The following is a 6,900-nucleotide window of genomic DNA, read 5'->3' on the forward strand; positions in this document are numbered from 1 at the left end:
GCTCCAGACCGGGTGGAACCCTCCTGGGCTTAGGGGCGTTGGAGAGAAGGCAGCGGTTCGCCCTGCTCGAGGAGCCTAAGCGCATCGCATAAACTTCCCTTTGCGCCCGGGCGGTGGCGCGCTTGGAAGGCGCCCTGGTCCAGAGCCCGTCTGGAAAAACCCACCTGGAAACCAAGGCCGGGCGCCCGCTTCCCGTAAGCCGCCATCCGGGAGGCCGCTACGAAGCCCCCACCGGATGGAGGAGGGGCTCTTTCCCCCGGCTGCCGGCCCGCCGCCCCACCACCCGCAGGCCCAGGGGCTCCACCGCCGCCCGGTAACGGGCAGCCTCAGGCAAAAGCTCCCCGTCGGCGTGGGCGGGGACGGGATGGGAAAAGGCCACCTCCACCTCCCGTGCGGCGAAGGCCGCCACCTGGGGATGGGAAAGGTGCTTGCCCAGAAGGAGCCGGGGAAGGATGAGGACCACCCCGGGCCGGGAAAAGCGCCGGGCCAGGACCACGGAGAGGAGGCCGTCTTGGGGGTCGGCCATGGGGGCGATGGGGATGCCGCCGCCATAGGCGGGGCCGTTCATGGCGGCCAGGAGCAAAAGGGGGCCCTGGTAAACCTCCTTCCCCTCCAAAAGGATCCGGCCCTCGGGCAGGCGGAGGTCCTTGAGCACGCTAAAGAGGGCGTAGAGGTAGCGGGGCATGCCCCGGAGGAAGGAGGGGGCGGAAAGGGCCTTCTTGGCCACCAAGGCGTCAAACCCCACGCCCAAGGAGGCGCCAAAGGGCTCGCCGTTCACCCGGCAGAGGTCCACCGCCTCCTCGGGGGCGAAAAGGGCGTGCTCCAAGGCCGCGGGCCAGGGAAGCCCCTTGAGGCCCAGCATGCGGGCGAAATCGTTCCCGCTCCCGATAGGCACCACCCCCAAGGCCTTTTCCGTGCCGGCGAGGCCCTTGAGCACCTCGTGCACGGTGCCGTCCCCCCCCACCGCCACCACCCGCGCCCCGGGGGGGGCCTCCCGCGCCAGGAGGGTGGCGTGGCCCGGCCCCTCGGTGAGGAAGGCCCTCGCCCCCTGCTTCCGGGCCGCCTCGAGGATGGCCCCCGAGAGCCTTCCCACCTTGCCCCGGCCTGCGGCGGGGTTCACGATGACCCAGCGTTCCACCCTCGTATTCTTATAAAGCTTTACATGAGCTCGGTGAGGCTTCTCGGGTACGGGATAGATACCCTGGTGGTCAATCTCTATTGGGATGAGGGGGCGTACAGCCTGCCCGAGGGCCTAGAGGCCACGCTGGACAACTTGAAGGAGTTGGGACGGGTTGAACCGGATGCGGGCGTGCTGTGGGGGGTGGATGCATACCTCCCCCTTCCTAACCCGTTGGCTGGGTGGACGGGTTCTGAGGTGGAGCCTGAGCTGTTCCAGTCGGCGGCGGTGAGGTCTGTGCGCCATTATCGGTGGATGCTGGATTTTGCGGGGCTCATTTTCTGGCGGCTTTCCTCCGTGAAGGAAACTACTAGGAGGGCCAATTTCCCGGCTATGCGGGTGGAGTTTACCGGTCGCTACCTCATGTATGCCCGTAGGCGGGCAGATGAGGTGGTGCGGTGGGCAGTGGAAGCCGCCACGAACTTGGTTGGGGTTCGGCCTTCTCGGGTGCAAGTGTCCAGGGCAGACCTGTTTTGTGATGTGGAGGTACCGCACGGGTACTTTACCTTGGACTCGCTGAACCGGTTTACGTCCAGGAGCCGGGCTCGTGGGCTCTATGCCGTGGAGCCGGCGGCCCCCGGCGAAGCCGGGGCCCCGGCTACCGGGGGGCCCATGAGTATCACGCCCCCCGCTACGCGACTTCGGGTCCCGGAGTCCTGGGAAGAGGCTCCGGCGCATTTGTCGGCGCATTTACGGGGTCGGGACTGGTCCGGCTTCACGTTTGGCCGGGGTCCCCTTCATGCTCGGGTGTACTCCAAGACTATTGAGGCCAAGGCGAAGCCAGGTGCTAGGGCGTTGCTGGAGATGTACGGCCAGGAGCACGGGCCGATAGAGGGTGAGGTAATCCGGGTAGAGTTCCAACTAACTACCGAGGCCTTAGCAGAAATCATCGTGCCTGGGGATGGTTCGGATGTCCGGGATTGGGACACGTTTGTGTGGGCGGTACCGGCTATTTGGGCTTACTTGACGGGGGACTGGCTTGTGTACCGCCAAGAAGGTGGGTATCGGCGCATGCGGGATAACGAGGTGGATGCCGTTTGGGTCGTGGTTCAGTCGGCCTTTCGGTCTGGGGAGGTGGGACGTGGGGGAGTAGTTAGGCACGCGTGGAAGGCTATGGTGGACCCGGTCATGTTGGCGAAGCAGGCTTTGGGTGCGTACATGACGGCGCTAGTGGCTGTTGGGAAGGTGGTGGATAGGGTTCGGGGCGTCTGGGTGAGGCTGTTCCGTGAGCTGGGCTTGGATAAGGAAGGGGAAGAGGCCCTCGGCAAGATAGGGTTTTGGTCCGTTAGGAAGGCAGAGCGGGTGAAGCTGGCCAAGTTCGGCTTTATGCCGGTCGGAGGTGTGTGATGGCTCAAGTGATGGTGTTGGCGGTCAATGTGTTCCAGAAAAAGGACGGTGCGGCGGGGGCTCGGGTGGTGGTGGCGTCTACGCCTCGCAATCCGAACGTGCGGGGGTTGTTGCCGGTGGAGTTTGAGGCTCTGCCCGAGGTGGCAGATACCATGAAGGTTTTGCCGGGCATCTATGACTTGGATGTTGAGCTTCCGGTGTCCTCGGGTTTCGGGCAACCAAATGGGGTGCGGCCCCTAGTGGTAGGGGCTCGGTTCGTGGCGGCGGTGGTGCCGGATAAGAAACATGCTCAGTCCTGAGGAACTCCAGGAGGTTTTGAAGGCAGTCATGTTTGCGTTAGGGGTTATTGCCGGTGCCTTGCTGGGAGGTGAGTGGTGAACCCGGTGGTCTGGTTCGGGATGGTGTTGGCGTGGGTTGCGGTGCCGTATACGTTCCTGGCGGCGTACCGCTACACGGGGAGGTTGTATGGGAACCTGTAGCGTGGAGGTTCTTGCGTGCGATATTTGCGGCGGGCAGGGGTTTACTGAGCGCAATCATCCGTGCTGGTGGTGTGATGGTGAGGGTTGGGTGGTGCGGCTGGAGTTTGAGGTGGATAAGCCGGATGGGGAAGGAGTGAGGTCTGAAGTATGGATCTCGGGCAAGTTTTTGCATCCTTCTGGTGGGGTGTTGGGGCGGGGTTGGTGGCTTCGTTCCTACGCAATACCCTCAAGCGGCTTTAGGGACAACCGGGGCGCTCTAGTCCCGTGAAGGTCCAGAAAGGAGGTGAGTGAGGTGAAGGAGCGGTTCAAGGTTCTGGTTGGGACTGGCCTTGCGGCGTTGCCTGCGGTCCTGCCGGCGTTTGCTCAGGCTGCTGATGTGGAGTTTGACGCGGGGTCTATCGCTTCCAAGGTGATTACGTACATCGGCGGCATTGCTGCGGCAGGCGTGGGCGTGCTGGCTCTGACTATTGGGCTTTCTGCCGCTTGGCGCTTCGCTAAGCGCTATCTGAAGGGGTAGCCATGCCGTTGGCCCTCCTGCTGGTGGTCCTCCTGCTGGCAGGAGGGCCTGTTCATGCTCAAAGCCAGTTCAAGGACGCTATCAAGAGTGCTGTGGCTGGCATGACCCTGGATGAGATTATCCAGTGGTCGGATGGCCAGTTTAGGCGTGCGGCCCTAGTGGGTCGGTATGTCCGGTGGGGTGGCGTCATCATTGGTGGCGCTGGGCTCATCCTGACTGCGTTGGATTTGTACTATACGATACAGAATAGGCGTACGGGTACGTCCTTAGACCAGTGGTATTTCTGGAACCCGGATGGGGATAGGCCCCCTATTGTCTGGTACACAGGCAGTAATGAGGCCTACCTACAAAACTGGTCAGAGTGGGAAGCCTACTTCAACGAAAAGCAGGCGGCCACGGGGGTGCATGACCCTCAATGCTATTACCGGCCTCGGATGCGGATTTACGATAGAAACTGGGGTAATGAGTGGGTGTTAGAGTGGGGTATTTTTGACCCCTACACTAGCGGGCCGTGGTATGAGGTGCATAGGGAGGTGTATGCAACCAGTACGGAGGCCCGTAATGCTATGTTGGCGCGTGTGCCGGAGTTGACTGAGCGCTGGAAGGCGTTTGAGGCGGCGGAGTGTGTGCATTGGGGGTCCTCGGGGCCGCGTCCTCCGTTGGCCCAGTGGTTGCGTGAGCACCCTGATGCGGCTAATGGCGTCAAGATTGCGGTCCAAACATACCTAGACTCTGCGCCCTTAGGCTCGCCGTCTGCGCCGTACCCGGGGGTGCAGTTAGAGCCCGTGCCGAACCCTAACCAGTGGACGGATAACCCCTTCACTCGTCCAGACATAGATACGGATGGGGACGGATGGCCAGACCCGGTGGAGTGGAAAGAGGCAAACCGGAGGGGTGTTCCCTGGCCGGATGTCATCAATGACCCTACAGTCTACCCTGACCCTAACGGAGACCCTGACGGGGACGGGTGGCCCACGTTGCGTGAGGTGGAGTTGGGTACTGACCCCTATGATGCCACTTCGAGGCCTACGGTGGGGGAGAACCCGGCTACCCGGTCGCCAGATACGGATGGGGATGGGTGGCCAGATAGCGTGGAGATAGGTCAGGGGACTGACCCCCACGACCCCGCCAGTCATCCCGAGGGAGAACCGCCACAACAACCGGAGGAACCTCAATGGCCGGGTGGTCCGGCTCCGGCTAAACCTGCGGATGTGCAGTTGCCGGAGGTTCCGCAAGAGGAGGCGGAAAAGCTACCTGAGGTGTCAAAATTGGATGAGCTCTGGCAACCTGTGCAGGAGCAGTTGATAGAGCGCGTCCAGGAAAAGTGGAAGGAGCTCCGGGATAAGGCGAAGGACAGATTTCCGTTTGCCATTCTGAGTGTGTGGCGGTTCCAGACTGAGCTAGACCAGTCGCAGGCGTGCGCGTTTACCGTACCCATTGCGGAGTGGCAGGCGGAGGTCAACATATGCCAGACGCCGTTTTGGCAGACGGCGGCGCAATTCCGGCCCATACTGGCGGGGCTGTTCTGGGTTTCGCTGGCGTTTCTCCTCATCCGGCGGGGACTGGATGTCCAGGGGTGAGAATGTGAAGTCTGCCACCAAGCCATTTTTCCCAAGCCCATCCCCATCTTCTTGGGGCGTGGGGAGGGCCGGGGTCCCCGTCCAGGGCGCTAGCCCCGAGGCCCGGGGTTCGGCTCTACGAGCTCCGGAGGGCCACGAGGACGGGTGGAGGGCGGTCGCCCGGGCCGAGGGGTCCTCTGGACCCTGGACGGGGTGGCCCTCCCCGCTACGCTGGCTGGCGGGATGGGCTTGGTGGTAGGGGGTGAGCATGGGGGCTATCATTAGCGGTCTGCTAGACCTTCTCCAGTGGCTAGCGTCTACGGTAGGTGCCTTTTTCACCTGGCTGGTGAGCACTATCCAGGCGGTAGCCGGGTGGTTCCTGAGCGTCCTCCAGTGGGTGTTCGTTCACGCATGGAACCTCCTGGTGGACGTGGTTCAGTGGGCGCTGACGGCACTGTTTTGGCTCATAGGTACGGTGGCCGTTCTGCCTCTGGACATCCTCTCTGTGCTGGTGGGTTTTCTCCCCGAGGTGCCTGATGACTGGGCGGTGATGCGCACTATCGTTATCCCGGCGTTCAACGTGGCTAATCAGGTATTGCCCTTGTCGGAAGCTCTGATAGCGGGTTCTATCTGGCTCACGTTCTATGGCGTGATGGCTATCTGGCGCGTCATCACGTTCCTCCGGGGTGGGCGTTGATGGGTGGTGTGTAGCTAAGGGTGTGTGATGGGTGGTGTGTAGCTAAGGGGGTTGCTGGTGATTGAGGCATTTGTGGGTATTCCGGGGTCGGGAAAGTCCTATGCGCTAGTACTGAAGGGGCTTGAGGCGCTTGCGGCGCCTCGCCCTCGTCCGGTTTATGCCAACTTCGGCTTTATTCGGGAGAACGTCTACCACTACCTGCGGCGGCGTAAGCAGTTAGAACATAGGGAAGCGGTTTTGCGTACTGACCTTATCCGTGAGATACGGGACTATGCGGAGCTTCTCAATGTGCATGATGGAGTCCTTCTCTTTGACGAAGCCCACATGTGGCTACCCTCTCGCCAGTTTGACCTAATCCCCGTAGAAGTGATTGCGTTTTGGAGTCAACATAGAAAGGTGGGGGTTGACGTCTACCTGGCTACTCAACGGTATGGCTCGGTGGACGCCATAGTCCGTGAGCTGGTGGCGTTCGTGTACTGGGCCCGGCCTGCGCCGTTTTTTCTACGGCTACTGCTCCTGCCGTGGTCCCGTGGTCGGAAGGTGTTGCGGTATACGTCCATCATGGATGAGTCAGTGGGGATGGTGCAGCGCACTACTCGGAGTATCTATGAGGGGATAGCTCGGAACTCTGTCGTGATACTGGACCCCCTAGCAGCTGCGTGCTACGATACCTATGCGATTTTTGAACCGCCTATAGTCCGTCTTCAACGGGAGCTGGACCCGAAAAAGCGGGCGATTTTTGAACGGATGGGCCTGGCCTGGGATGCGTCCAAAGTGCGGGGGCGGCGGGATAAGCCTCGGGCTGTTGATGGTATGCCGTACCTGACTATGGAGGACCTAGCGGTTGCTTACCGCGAGGGACGTCCTGCGTGGCAGGCTCTGCGTGAGCGCTGGGATGCGTGGGTAAAATCGCTACGTGAGCCTGCTTCTCCTTCTGGTTCTGGGCCTGAGCCTTTACCTGCTGATGGGACGGTTGATTGGTCCCGCTTCACGTGGGGTGGCTAAGTGCCAACCCTGTATTATCTCAACATGGCAGCCCCTCTTCGGATCCAACTGACCCCGGAGGAGGACCGGCTCCTCCTGGAGCTCTCCCTGGACCCAAAGACCCACAAGAAGACCCGCCT

General features: G+C 61.8%; 7 protein-coding genes. 6 read left to right on the forward strand and 1 reads right to left on the reverse strand.

Annotated features, from left to right (window positions below):
- Nucleotides 1-217: 217 nt before the first annotated feature.
- On the reverse strand, nucleotides 218-1,138 hold the full coding sequence (locus tag ABXG85_RS08750) for a diacylglycerol/lipid kinase family protein (RefSeq protein ID WP_353513337.1): 921 nt from the start codon (nucleotides 1,136-1,138) through the stop codon (nucleotides 218-220).
- Nucleotides 1,139-1,162: 24 nt separating this feature from the next.
- On the opposite strand from ABXG85_RS08750, the gene ABXG85_RS08755 reads away from it, so the two are divergent.
- The 6 genes from ABXG85_RS08755 (at nucleotide 1,163) to ABXG85_RS08780 (ending at nucleotide 6,781) form a co-directional block, all read left to right on the forward strand.
- Nucleotides 1,163-2,524, forward strand: coding sequence for a hypothetical protein (locus ABXG85_RS08755; RefSeq protein ID WP_353513338.1), 1,362 nt, complete (start codon nucleotides 1,163-1,165; stop codon nucleotides 2,522-2,524).
- Nucleotides 2,524-2,823: a hypothetical protein gene (locus ABXG85_RS08760; protein ID WP_353513339.1), complete on the forward strand. Its 300-nt coding sequence runs from the start codon at nucleotides 2,524-2,526 to the stop codon at nucleotides 2,821-2,823. The genes ABXG85_RS08755 and ABXG85_RS08760 overlap by 1 nt, the downstream gene beginning before the upstream one ends.
- Before the next feature lie 472 nt (nucleotides 2,824-3,295).
- Nucleotides 3,296-3,520, forward strand: a complete 225-nt coding sequence (locus ABXG85_RS08765; protein WP_353513340.1) for a hypothetical protein — start codon at nucleotides 3,296-3,298, stop codon at nucleotides 3,518-3,520.
- Nucleotides 3,521-3,522: 2 nt separating this feature from the next.
- Nucleotides 3,523-5,100, forward strand: a complete 1,578-nt coding sequence (locus ABXG85_RS08770) for a hypothetical protein (RefSeq protein WP_353513341.1) — start codon at nucleotides 3,523-3,525, stop codon at nucleotides 5,098-5,100.
- Between the two features lie 247 nt (nucleotides 5,101-5,347).
- Entirely contained in the window at nucleotides 5,348-5,776 is a 429-nt protein-coding gene (locus tag ABXG85_RS08775; RefSeq protein ID WP_353513342.1) for a hypothetical protein, read from the forward strand.
- A gap of 72 nt (nucleotides 5,777-5,848) precedes the next feature.
- A complete protein-coding gene (locus ABXG85_RS08780; RefSeq protein ID WP_353513343.1) occupies nucleotides 5,849-6,781 on the forward strand; it encodes a zonular occludens toxin domain-containing protein in 933 nt (310 codons plus the stop codon).
- Nucleotides 6,782-6,900: the final 119 nt, after the last annotated feature.

The sequence above is a fragment of the Thermus sp. LT1-2-5 genome (genome assembly GCF_040363165.1).
Classification (GTDB): Bacteria; Deinococcota; Deinococci; order Deinococcales; family Thermaceae; genus Thermus.